Here is a 23,703-nt window from a genome sequence, read left to right as displayed (position 1 = left end):
ATGAATGTCTTTGCAGGGGTGGGTTTTGCTAATGGGTTCGCCAATTCGGACGATTTCGCGGGTATGGCTGATAGCGCTGGGAGCGTTGTTCGTTTTACCCGTGTCGGCCGCGCAACGGGTACAGGTCGGAGCCGCGCATTTCCCACCCTACACCGTCCGCCCGGAATCCGGTGCCGACACCGGGCTGCTGCCGCAGTTGGTCGAGGCGCTGAATAAGCTCCAGACCGAGTATGAATTTGTCCTGGTGCCGACTTCGCTACCTCGGCGTTTCGGTGACTTCAAGGAAGGCCGGGTCGACATGGCGATCTTCGAGAACCCGGAGTGGGGCTGGAAGGACATTGCGCACACCTCTGTCGACATGGGCCTGGAAGACGCAGAGATCTTTGTCGCGCAGAGCAAGCCCGATCGCCAGCAAAGCTATTTCGCCGATTTGAAAGGCAAACGCCTGGCGCTGTACAGCGGTTACCACTATGAGTTTGCCAACTTCAACGCCGACCCGAAATTCCTCGCCGATAACTACAACGCCACGCTTACGTATTCCCACGACAGCAATATCCTGATGGTGCTGCGCGACCGTGCGGACATTGCCCTGGTGACCCGCTCCTACTTGAGCGATTACCTGCTGCGCAATGACAAGATCGGGGAGCAGTTGCTGGTGTCCCAGCGCATCGATCAGGTCTATCACCATTACGCATTGATCCGCCCGCAAGCGCCCATCAGCGGCGAGGCATTCGGCAAATTGCTGCAAGGCCTGCGGGACAATGGCCAGATGCTGAAGATCTTCGACCCGTACAAAATTGCCATCGTGCCGGTGCCCAAAGGCTGAAATCGGCTGATCCGCCCCTGATTTCAATACGGCGCCTAAATTTCCCGCCCCGGCTCACGTCACATCGTTGAACTGTCGACGATTACGTGAGCCCGACCCATGTCCCATCTGAATGACCTGTCTTCCCTCGCGTTACCGCAGGGACGCCTGCTTGCAGGCGATGAAACCGAGCGTTACCTGAGCCTGAGCCTGGAAGGCCAACCGCTGATTCGCCTGCGCTTGACGCGTGAGCCGGCGCTACGTCTGCAAGTGGAGGCGTTTCACCGTCGTCCCGTCGGTCCGGCGCTATGGGCGGCGTGTTACTGGCTGTTTGCGCGAGACACCCAATGCCAGCGCCTGACCTGGCAGCTCGACGAATCGCCGACCGAAGCCTTGCTCAGCGGCTTACTGGTGGCGACGGAGGTGGCGGGGCAGTACGTTTGCGAACGCACGTTGTTCTGGCAGCAGCCGCAACCCTGGTTGGGCGAATCTGTCGGTAACGTCTACCCGCAGCAAATGATCATCAGCGCCGGCAAGCGTCATCCACGGCGCCCGATCAAACCTCGCGGCGAAGTCTATCGGCGATTTGATGCACGTCTTGGGGCGTGGATTTCATTGCGCACGGTTGAAATCGATCATGACCTTGAGCGTTTTCATCGCTGGCAAAACAGCCCGCGCGTGGCGAATTTCTGGGAAGAGAGCGGCAGCCTCGAAAAGCATCGCGCGTACTTGAATACCCTTGAAACCGACCCCCACACCCTGACGCTGATCGGCTGTTTCAATGATCAGCCGTTCGCGTATTTCGAAGCCTATTGGGCCAAGGAAGACCGCATCGCACCGTTCTGCGAGGCGGGCGACTACGACCGCGGGATTCACATGCTGGTGGGCGAGGAAGACCATCGCGGCCCGCACAAGGTTGCCAGTTGGTTATCGGCGCTGGTGCATTACCTGTTTCTCGACGATCCGCGTACCCAGCGGGTGGTGGTGGAGCCGCGTGCCGATAACGCGAAGATGATCGGCCACCTGCACAACCAGTGTTTCCACTGCGAGAAAGAGTTTGATTTTCCCCACAAGCGGGCGGCTTTGATGATCCTGGGGCGCGAGCGCTTTTTCGATCATTGCACCCTGGCTTGAGAGGGAGATATCGGGCAGGGCGGGGTGATCCCCTGGCCTGCCGGCTCGATACGTCGAGGGTCAGCGGCGGGCGAAGGTATCGCTGCGGCTGCCCGAGACTTTGCGGCAGTGAATCAGGGCATCGCGAATCATGAAGTTCACCAGGGTTGGCGAGACGCCGAGTTCCTTGGCGATGTCCTTTTGCGGGACGCCGTGCAGGCGGTACATCTCGAACGCATAACGTGTCCGGCTCGGCAGCTCGGTCAACGCGTCGGCGATGTTTTCCAGCGTCGAGAAGTTGATATGCGAGGTTTCCGGGGAAGCACCGTGGATAACCACGTTCAAACCCTCCTCTTCGGTGCCCGAGTACTTTTGTTCCAGCGCCTGCTTGCGGTAGTGGTCGATCGCCAGGTTGCGCACGATCTGGAACAGATAACTGAGTTGAGCCTTGAACGAGGACGTGATCTGCGGCGCCGATTGCAGCCGGAAGAACGCATCCTGAACCACGTCTTCGGCGCGCGACCGGCAACCGGTGATGCGTGCGGCAATCTTGACCAGAATCAGCCGGTTGTCGACGAAGGCCTGGAGTAACGGTGAGTCGCACCTGCTTGTGGATACTTGTTCCGTCATGGAAATCACCTTGCTACTAAAAGTTAGTCGGACGACAAGTGGTTCGGAGCCGTCCTACCTATCGAGCGACAAATTATGTTGAATGATAATGATTGTCAATTGAGAAAGAGAATTAATGATCCAAAAAAGTGCACTTTGCGAGCGGTGCCACACCGGGCGCCTAGCGTGGCTGCGGAGCGGGGCGGCAGAAGACTAATTATTTCAAGACGTCATCCGTTCTCATTGGTGAATGGTAGCGGCTGACAGCCCCCGCCAACCCAGCATTCCCAACGCCTTGCGCGGTCGGCCAAGACCGTGCCCAGCACGCGGCGTGACGCGTGTGACGTTTGAAAAACCGATTCCATTTGCAAGCCGAACTCAGGCAGGAAACCTCATGATCGACGCGTTCGAACTCCCCAGCACCCTGGTCCAAGCCCTCCAGCGCCGCGCGGCCCTGACGCCGGATCGGGTCGCCTTGCGCTTTCTTGCCGAAACCCGGGAACAGGGTTGCGTGCTGAGTTATCGCGATCTGGACCTTCGAGCACGCACCATCGCCGCAGCTTTGCAGGCCGAGGCGGGTCTGGGTGATCGCGCGGTGTTGCTGTTTCCCAGTGGCCCGGATTACGTCGCGGCGTTTTTTGGTTGCCTGTATGCGGGCGTCATTGCGGTGCCGGCCCTACCCGCCAGAGTCGACCCGTCGGCATCACCAGGAGCGGCTGTTGTCGATCATTGCCGACGCCGAGCCACGGCTGCTGCTGACCAGTGCCGGCCTGCGCGACGCGCTGCTGCAAATGAACGAACTCAACGCCGAACACGCCCCGCAACTGCTCTGCGTCGACAACCTGGACAGCGCCATCGCCCAGCGTTGGGTCGCGCCCGATCTGCGTGACGACGACATCGCATTTCTGCAGTACACCTCCGGTTCCACCGCGTTGCCCAAAGGCGTGCAAGTCAGCCACGGCAACCTGGTGGCCAATGAACTGCTGATCCGTCGCGGCTTTGGCATCGACCTCAACCCCGACGACGTGATCGTCAGCTGGCTGCCGCTGTACCACGACATGGGCCTGATCGGCGGCCTGCTGCAACCGATTTTCAGTGGCGTGCCGTGCGTGCTGATGTCGCCGGCGTACTTCCTCGGCCGGCCATTGCGCTGGCTGGAAGCGATCAGTGAATACGGCGGCACCATCAGCGGCGGGCCGGATTTTGCCTATCGCCTGTGCAGTGAACGCGTGAGCGAGACCGCCATGGAGCGCCTCGACCTGAGCGGCTGGCGCGTGGCGTATTCCGGTTCCGAGCCGATTCGTCTCGATACCCTGGAGCGCTTTGCCGACAAGTTTGCGAGTTGCGGTTTCAGCGCGAGCAGTTACATGGCGTCCTATGGCCTGGCCGAGGCCACACTTTTTGTTGCGGGCACCCCGCGTGGTCAGGGCATCCCGGCCTTGCAACTGGACGAACAGGCGTTGATGCAAAACCGCGCCGAGCCGGGCGAGGGCAGTTCGATCATGAGCTGCGGCATCAGCCAGCCGGAACACGCGGTGCTGATGGTCGACCCGCAGACACTCATGCCCGTGGCCGACAATCAGGTCGGCGAAGTCTGGGCGGCCGGGCCGAGCATCGCCCACGGCTACTGGCGCAACCCCGAAGCCACGGCCAAAACCTTCGTCGAACACGCTGGCCGTACCTGGTTGCGCACCGGCGATCTGGGCTTTGTGCGCAACGGTGAACTGTTCATCACCGGGCGCCTGAAAGACATGCTGATCGTGCGCGGGCACAACCTCTACCCGCAGGACATCGAGCAAACCATCGAACGCGAAGTGGAAGTGGTGCGCAAGGGGCGGGTGGCGGCTTTCGCGGTGACCGATCAGGGCCAGGAAGGCATTGGCATCGCGGCGGAAATCAGCCGTAGCGTGCAGAAAATCCTCCCGCCCGAAGCGCTGATCAAAGCCATTCGCCAAGCGGTGGCCGAGGCCTGTCAGGAAGCGCCGTGCGTGGTGGTGTTGCTCAACCCCGGCGCGTTGCCGAAGACGTCCAGCGGCAAATTGCAGCGCTCGGCGTGCCGCAATCGGCTGGCCGACGGCAGCCTCGACAGCTACGCGATGTTCCCGAGCCAGACTGAATCGTCGCAAGACAGCGCAGCATCAGCTTCCGAGCTTGAGGGGCTGATCGCAGGCGTCTGGTGCGAGCTGCTTGAGGTCAAGCAAGTGGCGGCACACGATCACTTCTTCCTGCTGGGCGGTAACTCCATTGCGGCCACCCAAGTGGTGGCGCGCCTGCGCGAAACACTGGGCCTGGAGTTGAATCTGCGGCTGTTGTTCGAAGCGCCGACCCTTGGTGCATTCGCCGCTGCGGTGGCCCTGCAACAACAGGACGGCGGCCTGGCCCAGGGCGCGATCAGCACCTTGTCACGCAGCGAAGCATTGCCGCAGTCGCTGGCGCAAAACCGTTTGTGGATCACCTGGCAACTGGACCCGCACAGCAGCGCCTACACCATTCCCGGTGCGTTGCGCCTGCGCGGTGAGCTGGATCAAGACGCCTTGCGCGCCAGTTTCCAGCAACTGATCGAACGCCATGAATCCCTGCGCACGCGGTTCTTCGAACGCGACGGTCAGGCCCTGCAACAGGTCGACAAAGCAGGCGAATTCAACCTGCAATTGATCGACATCAGCGACCTGCCGCTGGCCGAGCGTGAAGCCCGTGCGGTGCAGATTCGCGAAGACGAAGCGCGCACCCAGTTCGACCTCGAGAAAGGTCCGCTGCTGTGGGTGACGCTGGTGCGTCTGGATGATGAAGACCATCAACTGCTGGTGACTATGCACCACATCATCGCTGACGGCTGGTCGCTGAATGTGTTGATCGACGAGTTTTCGCGGCTGTACGCGGCGGCGTCCCAGGGGCAAGTCGCTGCGTTGCCGCCGCTGGCATTGCAATACGCCGACTACGGCAGCTGGCAGCGCCAATGGCTGGCGCAGGGTGAAAGTGAGCGGCAACTGGCGTACTGGAAAGATCGCTTGGGTGACGAGCACCCAAGCCTGGAACTGGCGACCGACCACCCGCGTTCGGCGCAACAACAGCGCAGCGCGGCCCGGCATACCCTGCGGCTGGAAGCGAGCCTGAGCGATGCGATTCGCCAGACCGCCCAGGCCCATGACGCGACCACGTTCATGCTGTTGCTGGCGGCGTTCCAATGCCTGTTGCATCGCTACAGCGGTCAGCGCGACATCCGCATCGGCGTGCCCAACGCCAACCGTCCGCGCCTGGAAACCCAAGGGCTGATAGGCTTCTTCATCAACACCCAAGTGTTGCGTGCGCAAGTCGACTCGCGCCAGTCCTTCGTTGAGTTGCTGGCCCACACCCGCGAAGCGGCATTGGGCGCCCAGGCCCATCAGGACCTGCCGTTCGAGCAACTGCTGGAAGCTTTCCCGCAAGCGCGTGAACAGGGTCTGTTCCAGGTCATGTTCAACCACCAGCAACGCGACCTCAGTGCCTTGCGTCGCCTGCCGGGGCTGCTCGCCGAGGAACTGCCGTGGCACAGCCGCGAGGCCAAGTTCGACCTGCAATTGCACAGCGAAGAAGACCGTAACGGTCGCCTGAGCCTGTCGTTCGACTACGCCGATGAGCTGTTCGACGTGGCCACTGTCGAGCGTCTGGCGGGACATTTTGTCAACCTGCTGCGGGGCATTTGCGAGCGCCCGCAGCACGCCATCGCGGACCTGCCGCTGCTCAGCGTCAACGAGCAGGACGCGCAGCAGGCATGGAGCGTTGCACCGTGCGTGGCGGCCAGCCAATGGTTGCCGGAACAGCTTGACCGGCAAGCCTGCCTGACCCCGGAGCGCACCGCGCTGATCTGGGAGGGTGGCCAACTCGACTACGCCGAACTGCACGCCCAGGCCAACCGTTTGGCGCATTACCTGCGTGACAAAGGCGTCGGCCCGGACGTGTGCGTGGCGATTGCCGCCGAGCGTTCGCCGCAATTGCTGATCGGTCTGTTGGCAATCATCAAGGCTGGCGGTGCCTACGTGCCGCTGGACCCGGATTACCCGGCCGATCGCCTGGCTTACATGCTGAGCGACAGCGGCGTCGAACTGCTGCTGACCCAGAGCCATTTGCTGGAGCGATTGCCGGCGGCCGAGGGCGTCAGCGCCATTGCCATGGACACCCTCAACCTCGACAGTTGGTCGAGCCATGCGCCGGGGCCTGCACCTGCACGGCGACAACCTTGCATATGTGATTTACACCTCCGGCTCCACCGGCCAGCCCAAAGGCGTCGGCAACACCCACGCCGCGTTAAGCGAGCGCCTGCAATGGATGCAGGCGACCTATTGTCTCGACGAAAGCGATGTGTTGATGCAGAAGGCGCCGATCAGTTTTGACGTGTCGGTCTGGGAGTGTTTCTGGCCGCTGATCATCGGTTGCCGGTTGTTGATCGCAGGCCCCGGCGAGCACCGTGATCCCCATCGCATCGCTCAACTGGTGCAAGCGTTTGGGGTGACCACGCTGCACTTCGTGCCGCCGCTGCTGCACTTGTTTATCGACGAACCGTTGGCGGCCGAATGCACCAGCCTGCGCCGCCTGTTCTCCGGTGGTGAAGCCTTGCCCGCCGAACTACGCAGCCGCGTGCTGGAACAGCTGCCGGCGGTGCAACTGCATAACCGTTATGGCCCGACCGAAACCGCGATCAACGTGACCCACTGGCAGTGCAGCCTCGGTGATGGCGAACGTTCGCCGATTGGCCGACCCTTGGGTAACGTGGTTTGCCGGGTGCTGGACAGCGAGCTGAATCCGCTGCCGGCCGGCGTGCCGGGTGAATTGTGCATCAGTGGTATCGGCCTGGCCCGTGGCTACCTCGGGCGTCCGGCGCTGACAGCCGAGCGTTTTGTCGTCGACCCGCTGGGTGAAAACGGTGCGCGGTTGTACCGCACCGGCGACCGCGTTCGCTGGACCGCCGACGGCGTGCTGGAGTATCTCGGGCGCCTCGATCAGCAGGTGAAGTTGCGCGGCTTTCGGGTCGAACCCGAGGAAATCGAAGCGCGCCTGCTGGCGCAGGACGGCGTTGCCCAAGCGGTGGTGCTGGTGCGCGAGACGGCGGCCGGTGCGCAGTTGATCGGCTACTACACCGCCACCCAAACCGATGAAGACGAAGGCGCCCAGACCGCACGCCTGAACACCGCGCTGGCAGCTGAACTGCCGGAGTACATGGTCCCGGCGCAGTTGATGCGCCTGGACGAAATGCCCCTGAGCCCAAGCGGCAAACTCGACCGCCGCGCCTTGCCCGAGCCGCACTGGCAGGTGCGTGAACACGTCGAGCCGGTCACCGCGCTGGAGCAGCAGATCGCCGGCATCTGGCGCGAAGTGCTGGGCCAGTCTCGTATCGGTCTGCGCGATGACTTTTTCGCCCTCGGCGGACACTCGTTGCTGGCCACTCAAATCATCTCCCGCACCCGTCAGGCCTGCGACGTCGAACTGCCGCTGCGCGCGTTGTTCGAGGCCAGCGAGTTGGGCGCGTTCGCCGAGCAAGTACGGCTGATTCAGGTCAGCGGCAACACCAACAAGCAGCCGCCGATCGAGAAGGTCGACCGCCGCCAACCGGTGCCGTTGTCTTATTCCCAGCAGCGCATGTGGTTCCTCTGGCAGATGGAACCGGACAGCCCGGCCTACAACGTGGGCGGCATGGCGCGGTTGCGCGGCTTGCTGGATGTCGGGCGTTTTGAAGCGGCGCTGCAAGCGCTGATCCTGCGCCACGAGACGTTGCGCACCACGTTCCCGAGCGTCGACGGCGTGGCCCGGCAACAGGTTCACCCGGAAACAGGCCTGCGCATGGCCTGGAAAGATTTTTCTGCGCTGAGTGCTGACGTCCGTGAACAACGGGTTCAGCAACTGGCCGACAGCGAAGCCCACACGCCATTCGACCTGGAAACGGGTCCATTGCTGCGGGCGTGTCTGGTCAAGACGGCTGAACACGAACACTACCTGGTGCTGACCCTGCACCACATCGTCACCGAAGGCTGGGCGATGGACATCTTTGCCCGTGAATTGGGCGCGTTGTACGAAGCCTTTCTCGACGACCGCGAATCGCCGCTTGAACCGCTGCCGGTGCAGTACCTGGATTACAGCGTCTGGCAGCGCCAATGGCTGGAGTCCGGCGAGCGTCAGCGCCAGCTCGACTACTGGACCGCGCAACTGGGCCGCGAACATCCGTTGCTGGAGCTGCCGGGCGACCGTCCACGGCCGTCGGTGCAGAGCCATCAGGGCGAGTTGTTCCGGTTTGACCTGAGCGATGAGCTCGCCGCACAGGTGCGTGCCTTCAACGCGCAACACGGTCTGACCCTGTTCATGACCATGACTGCTGCGCTGGCCGTGCTGCTTTACCGCTACAGCGGCCAGACCGACCTGCGCATCGGCGCACCGGTGGCCAACCGGATTCGCCCGGAAAGCGAAGGGCTGATCGGGGCGTTCCTCAACACCCAGGTGCTGCGTTGCCAGCTCGATGGGCAGATGAGCGTGGGCGAACTGTTCGAACAGGTGCGCCATACCGTGATCGAGGGCCAGTCTCATCAGGACCTGCCGTTCGATCACTTGGTGGAAGCCTTGCAGCCACCGCGCAGCGCGGCTTACAACCCATTGTTCCAGGTGATGTGCAACGTCCAGCGCTGGGAGTTCCAGCAAAGCCGTGAACTGGCCGGCATGACCGTCGAGTACCTGGCCAACGATGCACGCGCCACCAAGTTCGACCTGAACCTGGAAGTCACCGACCTCGATCACCGACTGGGTTGCTGCCTGACCTACAGCACCGACCTGTTCGACGAACCGCGCATTGCACGCATGGCCGGTCACTGGCGCAACTTGCTGCAAGCCTTGCTCGCTGACCCGCAACAACGCTTGAGCGAATTGCCGCTGCTGGACACCCTCGAGCAGCAAACCCTGCTCGACAGTCTGGGCGTCGAGCCTGGCGAGCATCGCCTCGACCAGTGCATTCATCACCTGTTCAGCGAACAGGCGTTGGCCCGCCCTGATGCGCCAGCCCTGACCTTTGCTGGCCAGACGTTGACCTACGCCGAACTCGACAGCCGCGCCAATCGCCTGGCCTGGATGCTCCGTGAACGTGGGGTTGGCCCGCAGGTGCGGGTCGGCCTGGCGCTGGAGCGCTCGTTGGAAATGGTCGTCGGCCTGCTGGCGATCCTCAAGGCCGGTGGCGCCTACGTGCCGCTGGACCCGGAATACCCGCTGGACCGTTTGCACTACATGATCGAAGACAGCGCCATCGGTTTGCTGCTCAGTGACGCGGCGATGTTTGAGGCGCTGGGTGAGTTGCCCGCCAACGTGGCCCGCTGGTGCCTGGAGGATGACGCCGCTGCAATGGCCCATTATCCAGCGGTCGAGTTGCCATTCATCAGTCTGCCCCAGCATCAGGCGTACCTGATTTACACCTCGGGCTCCACCGGCAAGCCGAAAGGCGTGGTGGTGTCCCACGGTGAAATCGCCATGCACTGCCGCGCAGTGATCGAGCGGTTTGGCATGCGCCCCGATGACTGTGAACTGCACTTCTATTCCATCAACTTCGACGCCGCCACCGAGCGTCTGCTGGTGCCGTTGCTCTGCGGTGCGCAGGTCGTGTTGCGTGCTCAGGGCCAGTGGGACGCTGAAGAGATCTGCCAACTGATTCGTCAGCACCGGATCAACATTCTCGGGTTCACACCCAGCTACGGCAGCCAGTTGGCGCAGTGGCTGGCGACCCAGGGTGAAACCTTGCCGGTGCGCATGTGTATCACCGGTGGCGAAGCGTTGACCGGCGAACACCTGCAACGGATTCGCGCAGCGTTCACCCCGAGCCTGTTCTTCAACGCTTATGGCCCGACCGAAACCGTGGTCATGCCGTTGGCGAGTCTTGCTCCGGAGTCTCTGGAAGAGGGTGCCGGCAGCGTGCCGATCGGCCGTGTGATCGGTGCTCGCGTGGCCTACATCCTCGACGCCGATCTGGCGCTGGTGCCACAAGGCGCGACCGGTGAGCTGTACGTCGGCGGCGCGGGCCTGGCCCAGGGTTACCATCAACGTCCGGGCATGACCGCCGAACGGTTTGTCGCGGACCCGTTCGCCACTCACGGCGGGCGCTTGTACCGCACCGGCGACCTGGTGCGCCAACGCGCCGATGGCCTGGTGGAATACCTGGGCCGGATCGACCATCAGGTGAAAATTCGCGGATTCCGCATCGAACTCGGTGAAATCGAAACCCGCCTGCTGGAACACCCGTCGGTGCGCGAAGCGGTGGTGCTGGCGCTCGATATGCCGGGCGGCAAGCAACTGGCGGCGTACCTCGCCAGCGACGTGGCCGAGCAGGATGACGCCCAACAAGCGGCCCTGCGCGAAGCACTCAAGGCTCACCTGAAAACCCAACTGCCGGACTACATGGTGCCGACGCACTTGATCCTGCTGGCAAGCATGCCGCTGACCGCCAACGGCAAACTCGACCGCCGCGCACTGCCGGCGCCGGACCCCGAGCTCAATCGCCAGCAGTACATCGCCCCGCGCAATGAACTGGAACTGGCCTTGGCCGGTATCTGGTGCGAGGTGTTGAACGTTGCGCAGGTCGGCCTCAACGACAATTTCTTCGAACTGGGCGGTGACTCGATTCTGTCGATCCAGGTGGTCAGCCGCGCCCGGCAGCAAGGCATTCACTTCAGCCCGCGGGACCTGTTCCAGCACCAGACCGTACAGACCCTGGCCACTGTGGCCACGCGCACGGAACAGATCACGGCCGAACAAGGCTTGCTCACGGGTGAGTCGGCCCTGACGCCGATTCAGCACTGGTTCTTCGACACCGAGATTCCTGAGCGTCAGCACTGGAACCAGGCGTTGTTGCTGGAACCGACCATGACCCTGGAGCCCCATCGTCTGGAGCAGGCCTTGCTGGCAGTCATGGAGCAGCACGACGCCCTGCGCTTGAACTTCACGATGCACGATTGCCAGTGGCGCGCCGAGCACTTGCCGGTGTCGGAGGTGGCATTGCTCTGGCAAGTGCGCGTGCCGTCGATGGACGCCTGCACCGCGTTGTTCGCCGATGCCCAGCGCAGCCTCGACCTGCGTCAGGGGCCGCTGATGCGCGCCTTGTTGGTCGACGGCCCGCAGGGTCAGCAACGGCTGTTTATCGCCATTCACCACCTGGTGGTCGATGGTGTGTCGTGGCGCGTACTGCTGGATGATCTGCAAACCGTTTACCGTCAACTCGACGCGGAGCAGGCCGTGCGCCTGCCGGCGAAAACCAGTGCGTTCCGCGACTGGGCGGCGCGCTTGCAGGCCTATGCCGGCAGCGAGTCCCTGCGCGAAGAACTGAGCTGGTGGCAGACCCAACTGGCCGGTCCGAGCGGCGATCTGCCGTGCGAGCATCCGCAGGGCGGGCAGCAGAATCGGCATGCCGAAACCGTCAGCGTGCGCCTCAACGCCGAACACACCCGCCAACTGCTGCAACAGGCACCGAGCGCTTATCGCACCCAGGTCAACGACCTGTTGCTGACGGCATTGGCCCGTGTGTTGTGCCGCTGGAGCGGTCACGAATCCGCGTTGATTCAGCTCGAAGGCCACGGTCGCGAAACCCTGTTCGACGAGATCGACCTGACCCGCACCGTCGGCTGGTTCACCAGCGCTTACCCGCTGCGCCTGACCCCGCTGCACATCGAGGAAGCTGCCGGGCAGGGCGCCTCGATCAAGGCAATCAAGGAACAACTGCGCGGCGTGCCTCACAAAGGTCTGGGCTACGGCGTGCTGCGCTACCTGGCCGACGACCTGAGTCGTCAGCGCATGGCCGCCTTGCCGGTGGCGCCGATCACCTTCAACTACCTGGGGCAGTTCGACCAGAGCTTCGGCGCGCAGGCGCTGTTCCGTCCACTGGACGAGCCGGTGGGCGCGGCCCACGACCCTGACGCGCCGCTGCCCAATGAGCTGAGCGTCGACAGTCGGGTCTACGGCGGTGAGCTGGTGTTGCGCTGGACGTTCAGCCGCGAACGCCATGACCCGCAGACCATCGCCGAACTGGCGGATGCCTACCTCGGTGAATTGCAGAGCCTGATCGCGCACTGCCTGCGTGACGAGGCCGGTGGCCTGACGCCGTCGGACTTCCCGTTGGCACGCTTGACGCAACCTCAGCTCGACGCGCTGCCGGTGCCAGCGGCGGCTATCGAAGACGTGTTTGCGCTGACGCCGATGCAAGAGGGCATGTTGCTGCATACCCTGCTGGAACCGGGCACCGGCCTGTATTACATGCAGGACCGCTACCGCATCAACAGCGAACTCGACCCGCAGCGTTTCGCCCAGGCCTGGCAAGCGGTGGTGGCTCGTCACGAAGCCCTGCGCGCCTCGTTCTGCTGGAACGTCGGCGAAGACATGCTGCAAATCATTCACAAGCCGGGCAGCACGCCCATCGAGTTTCTCGACTGGAGCGCGGTGGCCGAGCCCGAGCAAGAACCCAAGCTGCAAGCGTTGCTCAAAAGCGAGCGCGAGGCCGGGTTCGATCTGCTGAATCAGGCACCGTTCCACCTGCGCCTGATCCGCGTTGGCGCGGCGCGTTACTGGTTCATGATGAGCAACCACCACATCCTGATCGATGCCTGGTGCCGTTCGTTGCTGATGAACGATTTCTTCGAAATCTACACCGCCCTCGGTGAAGGTCGCGAGGCGCAACTGGCGGTGCCGAGCCGCTATCGCGACTACATCGGCTGGCTGCAACGCCAGAGCCTGACCGAGGCGCGCCAGTGGTGGAAAAACAACCTGCAAGGCTTCGAGCGGACCACGCCGATCCCAAGCGACCGTCCGTTCCTGCGTGAACACGCCGGTGCCAGCGGCGGGATGATCGTGGGCGACCGTTATACCCGCCTCGATGCTCGCGACGGTGCGCACTTGCGTGAACTGGCGCAGGCCCATCAACTGACCATCAACACCTTCGCCCAGGCGGCGTGGGCGCTGGTACTGCGCCGTTTGAGCGGTGATCGCGATGTATTGTTCGGTGTCACCGTGGCCGGGCGTCCGGTGGAAATGCCCGAGATGCAGCGCACGGTGGGGCTGTTCATCAACAGCATCGCCTTGCGGGTGAAACTGCCGGAAGACGATCAGCCGTGCAGCGTGCGCCAGTGGCTCAGCGAGCTGCTGGACAGCAACATGCAACTGCGCGAGTACGAATACCTGCCGCTGGTGACGATCCAGGAAAACAGCGAACTGCCCAAAGGCCAGCCGTTGTTCGACAGCCTGTTCGTGTTCGAAAACGCCCCGGTGGAAGTCTCGGTGCTGGACCGCGCGCAAAGCCTCAATGCCACGTCGGACTCGGGCCGTACCCACACCAACTTCCCGCTGACGGCGGTCTGCTATCCGGGCGATGACCTCGGTTTGCACCTGTCCTATGACCAGCGTTATTTCGACGAGTCGACGGTGGAGCGCATGCTCGCCGAGTTCAAGCGCCTGTTGCTGGCGCTGGTCGATGGCTTCCACGGCAACATGGCGGACCTGCCGCTGCTCGGTGAGCCGGAGCAGGACTTCCTGATCCACGGCTGCAACCAGAGCGAGCGCGATTATCCGCTGGAGCAGAGCTACGTTTCGCTGTTCGAAGCCCAGGTCGCGGCGCATCCGCAGCGGATCGCCGCCAGTTGCCTCGATCAGCAGCACAGCTATGCCGAGTTGAACCAGCGCAGTAACCGTCTCGGGCATGCGTTGATTGCGGCCGGTGTCGGGCTGGATCAGCCGGTGGCGCTGTTGGCCGAGCGCAACCTGGACTTGCTCGGGATGATCATCGGCAGCTTCAAGGCCGGCGCCGGTTACCTGCCGCTGGACCCTGGCCTGCCGAGCCAGCGCCTGAGCCGGATCATCGACCTGAGTCGCACGCCATTGCTGGTGTGCAGCGAGGCCAGTCGCGATCAGGCGCTGGCGTTGCTCGATGAGTTTGCTTGTGCCAATCGCCCTCGATTGCTGGTGTGGGAGGACGTTCAGGCCAGCGCGGCGTCGGTTGAGAATCCGGGGATTTACAGCGCCCCCGATAACCTCGCCTACGTGATCTACACCTCGGGCTCCACCGGTTTGCCGAAGGGCGTGATGGTCGAGCAGCGCGGCATGCTCAATAACCAGTTGAGCAAGGTGCCGTACCTGAGCCTCGGCGACACCGATGTAATCGCGCAAACGGCTTCGCAAAGCTTTGATATTTCGGTCTGGCAGTTCCTCACCGCACCGCTGTTCGGGGCGCGGGTGGACATCGTGCCGAACACCATTGCCCACGATCCGCAAGGCTTGCTTGAACACGTTCAGGCGCAGGGCATCACGGTGCTAGAGAGTGTGCCGTCGCTGATTCAGGGCATGCTTGCCCAGGAACGCATCGGTCTGGACGGTTTGCGCTGGATGCTGCCGACCGGTGAAGCCATGCCGCCGGAACTGGCTCAGCAATGGTTGCTGCGTTACCCGGACATCGGCCTGGTGAATGCCTATGGCCCGGCCGAGTGTTCCGACGATGTGGCGTTCTTCCGTGTCGACCTGGCGTCGACCCGTGGCAGTTACCTGCCGATTGGCACGCCGACCGACAACAATCGTTTGTACCTGCTCGACGGCGCGCTGGAACTGGTGCCGCTGGGTGCGGTGGGTGAGTTGTGCGTGGCTGGGACCGGTGTGGGTCGTGGTTATGTCAGCGATCCGTTGCGCACCGCCCAGGTGTTTGTGCCGAATCCGTTCGGTGCTCCGGGTGATCGTTTGTATCGCACTGGCGACCTGGCGCGTCGGCGCAGTGACGGCGTGCTGGAATACGTCGGCCGGATCGATCATCAGGTGAAAATCCGTGGTTACCGGATCGAACTGGGTGAAATCGAAGCACGCTTGCACGAACAACCGCAGATCCGCGACGCGGCGGTCGGGGTGCAGGAGGGCGTCAATGGCAAGCATCTGGTCGGGTATCTGGTGGCCAGTGACCCGGCGCTGAACCCGGGCGAGGCATTGGAGCTGATCAAGCAGCGCCTGCGTGCCGAACTGCCGGAATACATGGTGCCGCTGCACTGGTTGTGGCTGGAACGGATGCCGCTCAACGCCAACGGCAAACTCGATCGCAAAGCGTTGCCGGCGCTGGAGATCGGGCAGTTGCAGAGCCAGGACTATCAGGCGCCACGTTCGGCGCTTGAGCAAACCCTGGCCGACATCTGGGCCGAGGTGCTGAAGGTCGAGAAGGTCGGTATCCGCGATAACTTCTTCGAACTGGGCGGTCACTCGCTGCTGGCCACGCAAATTGCCTCGCGGGTGCAAAAAGCCCTGCAACGCAACGTGCCGCTGCGGGCGATGTTTGAGTGCAGCACCGTGGAAGAACTGGCCGAGTACATCGAGGGTCTGGCGGCCACCGACCTCACGGAGGAAAAAGTCGACCGCCTGAATGACTTGATGGCCGAGCTGGAGGGCTTCTGAGCAGGGCGCCGGGCAGTCTGCTGCCCAGAATGCCTCTGGTATAGTCGCGCCGGATTAACCGAGGCCCGACAACGCGGTTGACACGCGTTGTCGGGCCTCGCGGTTTACGGCATGAATCAAGGGACTATCGTGGAACAATTCTTCTGGCGCGATCTTGAAGATCGACAGGGACAGTGGGGCGGGCTGGGCATTGACGTCAGCCGCCCGAGGCAGGGCAAGCCGCCGCTGCATTTGCTGACCGGCAACAACAGCCGGCTGAAGTTGATGCTCAATGACGTCCCGTTACTCTGGGGGACCATCGCCACCTCGTATTACGGTGCCTGGCTGGTGCGAAACCATCAGCCTGCGCAACGGGATTTTCTGCCGGTGCCAGCGATTGGCTCAGCGGATGTCGAACACCACGCCAGCTTGCCGCCCGAGCAGCGCATCAAGGCCTGGAGCCGCTACTTCATCCAGCAGTTGATGGACCACCAGCCGGATTTCCTCTATCCCGGGTACTGGGTGGCGCGGCCGATGCTGTCTACCGCGACACGCTGGAAACGTGACGAGGGCGTGAGCGGTTGGTATTTCTCGACGCAGGAGGAAATCTCCAGTCATTTGCCGCAGTGGTCGCTGTACAGCGAAGGCATTCTTGATAACGTGCAGCCGCAACCGGTGCAGTGGCTCGATTGGAGCCTGGGGCCGGTGATCGGCCTGCATTCGGTAGACCCGCTCGCCGGGCGCCTGAAGTGGTGGCGCAAGAAAGCGCGCGAAGGCAGCTTGCCGCCGATCCTGCTGTGGTACGTCGGTGGGTTGTGTTCCTGCGTGATTATCGACGGGCACTACCGGTTGCAGGCCGCCATGGCCGAGAACGTCCAGCCGTCGTTTATTGTCTTGAGTTCCACCAAGGCCCAGCAGGTGCGGCGCAACGGCGATGCGCAGCAGAAGGTGTTCAGCTCATTGATGGTGCAAAGCGACAAGAACCCGAACTTTGATGTGAAGGTGCTGAATCAGGCGCTGATCAACACCTTCGATGATCGCCCGTATCACTGGGCCGGCACCCACACCTGGGCCGGCATTGCGTCGGACCGCGAGTGGCGCGACGAAGTCACCCGGTTCTTGCACGAGCAGGGGGCAACGGACGATCTGCAAGACATCCTCGAGCGCTGTCAGCCGTGTGAGTGCTGAGCACTCCCACGCACCTGCGCGGGAGCATCGGGCTGAGGGTCAGGCCGGCCCGAGAATCTTCGTCAGGGCTTGGGGCGACGGCGCACCTTGCTGCTGTTGCAGCTCACCTTTGTCGTCCATGTAGAAAATCGCCGGGGTGGCGGACAACTCGAGTTCTTCCATCAACTTCATGTTGGCGTCGAGTTTGGCCTTGATGTCGGCGGGAATGGTTTTCAGGGGCTTGAGCGAGCTGCCCTTGCCGGCCTGCTCGTGTTCCTGAAGAGCCTTTTGCGGGTCTTTGCTGGCCAGCAGGGCCGCCGATTTGCCGGGGCTGTCTTCACGGATGATGCCGACCATGATGTGCCGCAACTGCACTTTGCCAGCCTTGACCCACGGCCGCGCCTGTTCCCAGAACATGTTGCAGTAAGGGCAGTTCGGGTCGCTGAACAGGTACACCACCCGTGGCGCGTCTTTATTGCCGTCTGCGATCCAGTTGCTCGCTTCCATCTTCGACCAGACTGCCTTGGCCATCGGTGCGTACACCAGTTTTTGCAACGGTGCGGCGCTCAGGTCCTTGCCCTCGGCGTCGTACAGGCTGCCGAGCAGCACATGCTTGCCGTCGGGCGTCAGGTACAGGGTCATGCCTCGGTTCTGGTACTGCGCCGCATAACCGCGCAGACCATCCGGGGCGTCGAAACTGCCGACGATTTTCGCGCCCTTGGCTTCTATCTTGCGGATCGCGGCAGGCAGTTCTTCGGCCTGCACCACGGGGATTTGCAGCAGCGCAGCGCCGAGCGCAAGGCTCAGCAGGTGGCGGATGAAGGGCATGGCAGTTTCCTTGAAGGGGCGGCCTGCGTGGCCGAGGTCGGGGAATCAAAGTTTTCCAGGGCGCGGGCCAGGCTGGCTTCCGACAACTCGCCCAAGTGGCTGCCGAGCAGACGACCCTCGGCGCTGTAGAACAGCGTAGTCGGTAATGCCATGGAGCCGACAGCCTGACCCAATCGGCCGCCGCCATCGAACAGCACGTTGGAAAGGCTCAGGCCCTGGGTGGCGAGGAACGTGCTGACGCTTTGCATGCTTTCGGCCTGGTTGACGAACAGGAAGGTCAGGTCCGGGCGTTCTTGCTGGGCGTTTTCCAGCACCGGCATTTCCCGTCGGCACGGCGGGCACCAGGTGGCCCACAGGTTGATGACCAACGGCCCGCCCTGATAATCGGCCAGTTGCACGGTTTCGCCGGCCGCATTGCGCAGGGCAATCTCCGGCAGGCGCGTACCTCTTTCATAGACGCTCAACGACAGGCTGGCCAGCAGCCAGAACAGCAAACCGCTGGCGACCCCGAACCCCAGCGGCTTGCGCACCGCCGGGCGGCGCCAGCCCCAGAGCACGGTGCCGAGCAGCAACACGATGACCCCGGCCCACGGCAGGAAACCGCCGTCGCGCAGGTCGATGATTTGCCATGGGTCATCGCGGTAGTGGGTCCAGTAGGCGAATACAAAACCGACCCGTGCGGCGAGCATGCCCAGCAGGAACAGGCCGAACAGCACCGACTCGGGGTTCTCGCCACCGCGCTTGGCGACCCGCCAGCCGACGAACGTCGCCAACGCCAGCGCACTGATCAGCAGCAAGTGATTCAAGGCGATGGCAAAGGTGCCGAGGGTAAAGGTCAGCATTAACGGGCATCCCGGGTGACGGTCCAGCGTTGGAGGAAAGTCTTGGCATCCACCTCGCCGGTGATGCGTTGACTGCGGCGCTCGATGCCGTCGCCACCAATCCACAACAGACTCGGTGGCCCCGGCACTTGATAGCGCCCGAGCAGCTCACGGCTGGCGGCATTGTCGGCGGTGACGTCCAGGCGCAGCAAGCGTACATCGCTTAATGCCGCCAAAACCTGAGCGTTGCCGAACACCTGTTTCTCCATGATCTTGCACGACACGCACCAGTCGGCGTAGTAGTCCAGCAACACCCACTGGCCCTGGGCGCGGGCGGTGTCGAGCTCACGTTGCAGCGCGGCCGGGTCCTTGACGGTGATGAAGGCATCGTGAGCGGTCGGGGCGGCGGTATTCATCGAACCGGTTGCGCGGTACACCTGCAACGGTTTGAGCAGGTCATCGCTGCCCCCCGCTGCGCCGATGACCAACAGGCTGCCCCACAGTCCGGATAGCAACGCCGTGGCGCCGAACAGATGGGCCGAGCGGCCGAAACCGGCGGTCTGGCGCCAGGCGCTGTAGGCGATGATCAGCAACAGCGCGCCCCATAAGCCGACCCACAACGATTCGTCGAGCACCGGCCGCACCATCACCAGTGCCGTGCCGAGGAAGAGGAAACCGAACACGCCCTTGAGCAGGTTCATCCACGTTCCCGGTTTGGGCAGGAAACGATTGCCGACAGTCACCAGCAGCAACAAGGGCAAGCCGATACCGATGCCCATGGCGAACAGGATCAAGCCGCCGTGCAGCGCATTGCCGCTTTGGGCGATGTAGAGCAAAGCGCCGGCGAGCGGGGCGGTCATGCACGGGCCGACCAGCAACCCGGACAAGGCCCCGAGTGCGCCGGCCCCCAGCAGGCTGCCACCGCGCTGCTGGCGGCTGACGTTTTCCAGCCGATCACGTAGCGCGACCGGCAATTGCATTTCGAAGAAACCGAACATCGGCAACGACAACAGCACAAACACCAGGGCGAAGCTGCCGAGCAGCCAGGCGTTTTGCAGCAACGCCGCCAGGTTGGCCCCGAGCAGCGCGGCCAGTACGCCCAGCGCCGCATACACCAGCGCCATACTCACCACATAGCTGCCGGCCAGGGCAAAACCACGTCTTGCGCTGGCACCGCTGCCGACGATCAAGCCACCGAGAATCGGCAGCATGGGCAAGGAGCAGGGAGCGAAGGCCAGCAACAGCCCCAGGCCAAAGAACACCAGCAGGCTCCAGCCCAGCGCCCGTTGTTGCAAGCCACTGGCCAATGCCTGATCGGGTGCTTCATCGGGGTTGGACGCTGCCGTTATGCCCCCCAGATCGATGACTTGGGTTTGCGGCGGGTAACACAAACCGGCGTCGGCACAGCCTTGAAACCCCACCTTGATCTGACCGTTGGCACCTGCGGGAATCTTCAGTTCCAGGCCCTGGCGATAAACCTGCTGTTCACCGAAAAACTCGTCACTGTGGGCTTCGCCGTCAGGCAACGGCGGAGTGTGAGGCTGGCTCAGGCCGTCGAATCTCAGCCGTTGCTGGTACAGGTAGTAACCGTCGGCGATCTGCCAGAAGAGCTGGTGTTCACCTGACGCCAGGCGTTCGGACGTCAACACGAACGCTTTGCCGACCGGCAGAAACTCGGGTTTGGATTCGAACGGATTGGACCCCGCCTGGGCCGCGCTGGCGATGAAAAATACAAACAGCAGAAACAGTCGACGCATGGGGGGGAGCCTTATCCCGGTACAAGTGAGGTGCACAATGGCGGGCGGCGATTAACCGATGATTAACCGCCGCCTGGCTATACGATTGAGCGTTTTTGACCCGGCTCTTCAGAGACGGGCACCCACGAATGCTTAGTCTCGCAACAATCCAGGCCAAGTGGTGTTGTTGATTTTTAATGGACCGTATTCGATCCGTTTCTCCGGGAGGTTGTAGGTGATGTATTCGTTGTCGGTGAGGAAAATGTACCAGTAGTTATCATTCAAGATTCGATCGTTTTGCACGGCCGTGATTATTCGGTTTTTGTAAGGCGTCATGCCCGGCCAGGTAGCCTCTGTAATGGGTTCGATCCGTGTTTTTGTGTCTCCGGTATATACTCTTACACTTTGCTGGCCTGACTCGACATGCATCGTTTTCCACTGTAGGTCAAGTAATTTTCCATCATTCAAGATAAAGCTGAATCGCTTGTCGGACAGGTCTTCCCGCCATGTTCCCGCGATGATGCGGTCGTAGTATGGCGCTATTGATTTCCATATCGAACTCTCAACGGAGGTGTATGAGATCGGCTTGTCATTATCTTGGTCGTACGCGCAAACAAAGGGTGTGCCGTCCTTGTCATAGAACAGCCAAAGAATATCCAGTTCAAAGTCAGAATTTCCATCTATGCCCATGCCAGTCGTGGTGAACCCAAAGCGCAGGTTTTTTGCATGCTCGTGAAAGCTTTTCCAGTTGCTATTGGTTACAGCGGTCGGATATCCCGCGGGAACCTCATTGTCACTGATGTTGAAGCGGGAAAATCTGTTGGAGTCTTTGAAGAAAAAATACAAACGGTCTTTGCTTGAGCGCCAGTCGACGGCGACAAAATTGTTCATTGCAGGCATTAGCTAATTCCTTTTGGCTTAATGGGTGTTGTCCGAGCGTCAGGTGTGTGTTGTTCGACTTGCGTCATCAGGGCTTTCAGCGTGCTGAATGGTCAAGATTTGTGTGAGTGGATAAATTGAGGGTGCACACACAGAGTAGGGAGGCGCGCGGAGCGCTGTGCGGTGCATATGTACATGGACGCAAATACTCGCGCAGGGAATAATCCTGTGTTAATCAGGGATCGGTTTAATTCACATTTTTGCGAAGGTCCCCCATGCACGTACTGGTTTGCGAAGACGATGAACTGATCGCCAGCGGTATCGTTGCCGGTCTCACGGCCCAGGGCCTGACGGTGGAACATGTCGCCACGGCGTCGGCTGCACGGGCGATGCTCAAGGTTGCCGAATTCGATGTGATGGTGCTCGACCTGGGGTTGCCCGACGAGGACGGTCTGAAGCTGCTTCAGCAGTTGCGCCATCATGGCCTGGAGATTCCAGTGCTGATCCTCACGGCGCGGGACTCGGTGACTGACCGGGTCGACGGCCTGCAATCCGGCGCCGACGATTACCTGCTCAAGCCCTTCGACCTGCGTGAACTCGCGGCGCGCCTGCATACGCTGTTGCGACGGGTCGCGGGGCGCAGCGTGAACCTGATCGAACACGGCGCGCTGACCTACGATCCCAGCAGCCGGGAAACGTTGCTCGGTGGCCAGCCGGTCGATCTGTCGCGGCGTGAGCAATCACTGTTGCAGGCGTTGCTGCATAACCGTGGTCGGGTGCTGTCGACCGAACAACTCAAGGACAGCGTCTACGGTTTCAACGATGAACTGGAGAGCAACGCCCTCAACGTCCACATCCATCACTTGCGGCGCAAACTCGGCAACGGCATCGTCGAAACGGTGCGCGGCCTGGGTTACCGTCTCGGGCCGGCTGACGATGGAGAACACTCGAAGTGATGAGTTTGCGTTTGCGCCTGAGCCTGACGCTGGGCGCCGCGTTTGCGCTGATCTGGGCGCTGGCGGCGGCCTGGATGCTCAGCGACTTGCGCAATCAAATGATGTTTTCCCTCGACCAGCGGTTGGTGGCATCGGCACGGATGGTCGCCGGGTTGCTGGAGCAATTGCCAGCGTTGCCGAGCAAGGGCGAGGGCACGCATTTCAGTGCCGAACAACTGAACATTCCAGGGGGTATGGCCTGTCAGGTCAGTTCCTTGCGTGGCGAGATTCTGGCGCGTAGCCACAGCACGCCAGAGCAAACCCTGGAAGCCGAAAAAATGGGCTTCCACGACCAGATGATCGACGGCGCGCGCTGGCGCAGTTTCACCCTGGCGCGTGGCGATCTGCGCATTACCACCGCCGACCGGCAAGTGGAGCGTGAAGCCTTGAACATGTCGGTGTTACTGGCCGCCTCGGTGCCGGTGGGTGTGGCGCTGCTCGGTTGCCTGTGGCTGTTGTGGCTGGGCATCGGCCAGGGGCTGGCGCCGCTCAATCGCATGCGTGACGCCTTGATGCGCCGCAGCGCCGACTCCCTTGAGCCGCTTCAGATCCAGCCGCTGCCGAGTGAGTTGAAGCCGTTGCTGGAAACCCAGAATCAACTGCTCCAGCGCATTGGCCGGACCCTTGAACGCGAACGGCGCCTGACCGGTGATGCCGCCCATGAGCTGCGCAGCCCCTTGACGGCGATCAAGACCCATTTACAAGTGGCCCGCATGACCGACGGCGCGGCCCGCGATCAGTCGCTGGCGCGGGCCGAGGAGGGCGCCGACCGCATGCACCGCACACTGGAGCAATTGCTGTTGCTGGCGCGGGTAGAGGGCAGCCTGTCGTTCGACGACGGTGTGCAATGCAGCGCTGAGCAAGTGGCGCGGCTGGCGATTCAGGATGCCGCCAGTGGCGACCGCCAGCGGATCAAGTTGCACCTGCCGGCGAATGTTTCCCAGGCACCGGTGCAGATGCCTGCCGTGTTGTCGATTGCCGCGTTGCGCAACCTGCTGGACAACGCCCTGCGCCATACGCCAGCGGATGCGGCGGTCGAATTGACGCTGGAAACCGTCGGCAACCGGGTGCGTTTCGAGGTTCGCGACCACGGGCCGGGGATTCCCGAAAGTGACCTGCAACACCTGACCCAGCGTTTCTGGCGCAATGGCTCCAGCACCGGTTGTGGTTTGGGCCTGGCGATTGTGCAGGCGATTGTTCAGCGTTGCGGTTGCGCACTGCACTTCGACAGTCGGGCCGATGGCTTGCGGGTGGAGTTGAGCATGCCGTTGCAGTCGGTTTAAACCGGCGCACCGTTGCGTGCTGCACACTAAATGTAACGTCTCTTCATTGGCTATCGCCGCCCGCAGGACGCTATTGTC

Annotated in this window: 10 protein-coding genes and 1 pseudogene; 6 read left to right on the top strand and 5 right to left on the bottom strand. The window is 62.4% G+C overall.

The annotated features are described in order from the left end of the window. The first annotated feature begins 31 nt into the window (after positions 1–31). Together AABM54_RS17425 and AABM54_RS17420 are read left to right on the top strand one after the other, a co-directional pair. On the top strand, positions 32–826 hold the full coding sequence (locus AABM54_RS17425; RefSeq protein ID WP_347901241.1) for an ABC transporter substrate-binding protein: 795 nt from the start codon (positions 32–34) through the stop codon (positions 824–826). Between the two features lie 99 nt (positions 827–925). Further along, complete coding sequence (locus tag AABM54_RS17420; RefSeq protein WP_347901240.1) at positions 926–1,939, top strand: GNAT family N-acetyltransferase; 1,014 nt, start codon at positions 926–928, stop codon at positions 1,937–1,939. 60 nt (positions 1,940–1,999) lie between these two features. On the opposite strand, the gene AABM54_RS17415 is transcribed toward AABM54_RS17420, so the two are convergent. Continuing rightward, a complete protein-coding gene (locus AABM54_RS17415) occupies positions 2,000–2,548 on the bottom strand; it encodes an RNA polymerase factor sigma-70 (protein WP_347901239.1) in 549 nt (182 codons plus the stop codon). A 373-nt stretch (positions 2,549–2,921) separates the two neighbouring features. On the opposite strand from AABM54_RS17415, the pseudogene AABM54_RS17410 reads away from it, so the two are divergent. Beyond that, a pseudogene (locus AABM54_RS17410) lies at positions 2,922–15,937 on the top strand (non-ribosomal peptide synthetase). A 111-nt stretch (positions 15,938–16,048) separates the two neighbouring features. Further along, positions 16,049–17,104: a hypothetical protein gene (locus AABM54_RS17405; RefSeq protein ID WP_347901238.1), complete on the top strand. Its 1,056-nt coding sequence runs from the start codon at positions 16,049–16,051 to the stop codon at positions 17,102–17,104. Positions 17,105–17,143: 39 nt separating this feature from the next. Here AABM54_RS17405 and dsbG read toward each other — a convergent pair whose 3' ends face one another. From dsbG to AABM54_RS17385, 4 genes are all read right to left on the bottom strand, one after another. Next, positions 17,144–17,911, bottom strand: a complete 768-nt coding sequence (dsbG, locus tag AABM54_RS17400) for a thiol:disulfide interchange protein DsbG (protein ID WP_347901237.1) — start codon at positions 17,909–17,911, stop codon at positions 17,144–17,146. Then, positions 17,887–18,753 (bottom strand): TlpA disulfide reductase family protein, encoded by an 867-nt coding sequence (locus tag AABM54_RS17395; RefSeq protein ID WP_347901235.1) that lies wholly within the window; start codon positions 18,751–18,753, stop codon positions 17,887–17,889. The genes dsbG and AABM54_RS17395 overlap by 25 nt, the downstream gene beginning before the upstream one ends. Beyond that, positions 18,753–20,489 carry a protein-disulfide reductase DsbD gene (dsbD, locus tag AABM54_RS17390; protein WP_347901234.1) on the bottom strand — a complete coding sequence of 579 codons (1,737 nt, stop codon included), beginning with the start codon at positions 20,487–20,489 and terminating at the stop codon, positions 18,753–18,755. Before dsbD ends, AABM54_RS17395 begins: the two co-directional genes overlap by 1 nt. Before the next feature lie 132 nt (positions 20,490–20,621). After that, entirely contained in the window at positions 20,622–21,368 is a 747-nt protein-coding gene (locus tag AABM54_RS17385; RefSeq protein ID WP_347901233.1) for a hypothetical protein, read from the bottom strand. 254 nt (positions 21,369–21,622) lie between these two features. On the opposite strand from AABM54_RS17385, the gene AABM54_RS17380 reads away from it, so the two are divergent. Together AABM54_RS17380 and AABM54_RS17375 are read left to right on the top strand one after the other, a co-directional pair. Continuing rightward, positions 21,623–22,303: a response regulator gene (locus AABM54_RS17380; protein ID WP_347901232.1), complete on the top strand. Its 681-nt coding sequence runs from the start codon at positions 21,623–21,625 to the stop codon at positions 22,301–22,303. Then, a complete protein-coding gene (locus tag AABM54_RS17375) occupies positions 22,300–23,625 on the top strand; it encodes an ATP-binding protein (RefSeq protein ID WP_347901231.1) in 1,326 nt (441 codons plus the stop codon). Before AABM54_RS17380 ends, AABM54_RS17375 begins: the two co-directional genes overlap by 4 nt. Positions 23,626–23,703 lie beyond the last annotated feature (78 nt).

The organism is Pseudomonas purpurea (assembly GCF_039908635.1).
GTDB lineage: Bacteria > Pseudomonadota > Gammaproteobacteria > Pseudomonadales > Pseudomonadaceae > Aquipseudomonas > Aquipseudomonas purpurea.
This window is presented reverse-complemented; position numbering and strand designations above follow the sequence as displayed.

Excerpts from the sequence above, each read along its gene's own strand:
- AABM54_RS17415 (WP_347901239.1), bottom strand. The coding sequence starts at position 2,548 with ATGACGGAACAAGTATCCACAAGCAGGTGCGACTCACCGTTACTCCAG.
- AABM54_RS17385 (WP_347901233.1), bottom strand. The coding sequence starts at position 21,368 with ATGCCTGCAATGAACAATTTTGTCGCCGTCGACTGGCGCTCAAGCAAA.
- AABM54_RS17405 (WP_347901238.1), top strand. The coding sequence starts at position 16,049 with ATGAATCAAGGGACTATCGTGGAACAATTCTTCTGGCGCGATCTTGAA.
- dsbD (WP_347901234.1), bottom strand. The coding sequence starts at position 20,489 with ATGCGTCGACTGTTTCTGCTGTTTGTATTTTTCATCGCCAGCGCGGCC.
- AABM54_RS17395 (WP_347901235.1), bottom strand. The coding sequence starts at position 18,753 with ATGCTGACCTTTACCCTCGGCACCTTTGCCATCGCCTTGAATCACTTG.
- AABM54_RS17425 (WP_347901241.1), top strand. The coding sequence starts at position 32 with ATGGGTTCGCCAATTCGGACGATTTCGCGGGTATGGCTGATAGCGCTG.
- AABM54_RS17380 (WP_347901232.1), top strand. The coding sequence starts at position 21,623 with ATGCACGTACTGGTTTGCGAAGACGATGAACTGATCGCCAGCGGTATC.
- AABM54_RS17420 (WP_347901240.1), top strand. The coding sequence starts at position 926 with ATGTCCCATCTGAATGACCTGTCTTCCCTCGCGTTACCGCAGGGACGC.
- dsbG (WP_347901237.1), bottom strand. The coding sequence starts at position 17,911 with ATGCCCTTCATCCGCCACCTGCTGAGCCTTGCGCTCGGCGCTGCGCTG.